Source organism: Gemmiger formicilis, from assembly GCF_024462815.1.
In the GTDB taxonomy this organism is placed as follows: domain Bacteria; phylum Bacillota; class Clostridia; order Oscillospirales; family Ruminococcaceae; genus Gemmiger.
The window spans coordinates 1-493 of sequence record NZ_JANGCG010000054.1 but is presented as its reverse complement, the minus strand read 5'-3'; the positions used below and the strand labels follow the sequence as shown (position 1 = coordinate 493).

Below are 493 nucleotides of genomic sequence, written 5' to 3'. Positions count from 1 at the left end.
GTGGGCAAAAACTTCATCCGCAGTTACGCAGGTGTCTGTTTGCAGGGCGTGGTGATTGCCTTGTCCTGTATTATTTTCTCCGCCATTTCGTCCAGCCCGCCCGCCGTGGATACCGGTGCATCCGTTGTCACCGCTGTTTGGACTTATGTTGGGGAACTGGCGTTCAACCTGCTGGTGCTGGTCGGAGCCATTAAGGGCTGTGACCGCATTGTCAAAGAGATTATGGGGTTGTAAAGCAAAAGCTGCGCACCATTATGGTGCGCAGCAAATATTACGCCTGATGATAGAGAATCCATTCCAGCAGGTCATTAGCCTTTGAATGCCCACTTGCAATTTGCAAAATAATGTCAATCAGTTCTTCCTGCGTGTAGTCAAGTTCAATTCCGTTAATTGCCAGAAAAACCAGCATAACGTGGGCGCCGATGCGCTTGTTGCCATCCACGAATGGGTGATTGCAGACTAAGCCAAATCCAAGCTGTGCCGCCTTTGCCTG

The 493-nt window shown here is 50.3% G+C and carries 1 protein-coding gene and 1 pseudogene; one reads left to right on the top strand and one right to left on the bottom strand.

What is annotated here, in order from left to right; all coding sequences use genetic code 11:
* Window positions 1–234, top strand: a pseudogene (locus NE623_RS14470) (hypothetical protein); the annotation flags it as partial.
* A 37-nt stretch (window positions 235–271) separates the two neighbouring features.
* Here NE623_RS14470 and NE623_RS14465 read toward each other — a convergent pair.
* Window positions 272–493 (bottom strand): type II toxin-antitoxin system death-on-curing family toxin (locus NE623_RS14465; protein WP_256276163.1); only part of this gene is annotated, 222 nt, incomplete at its 5' end.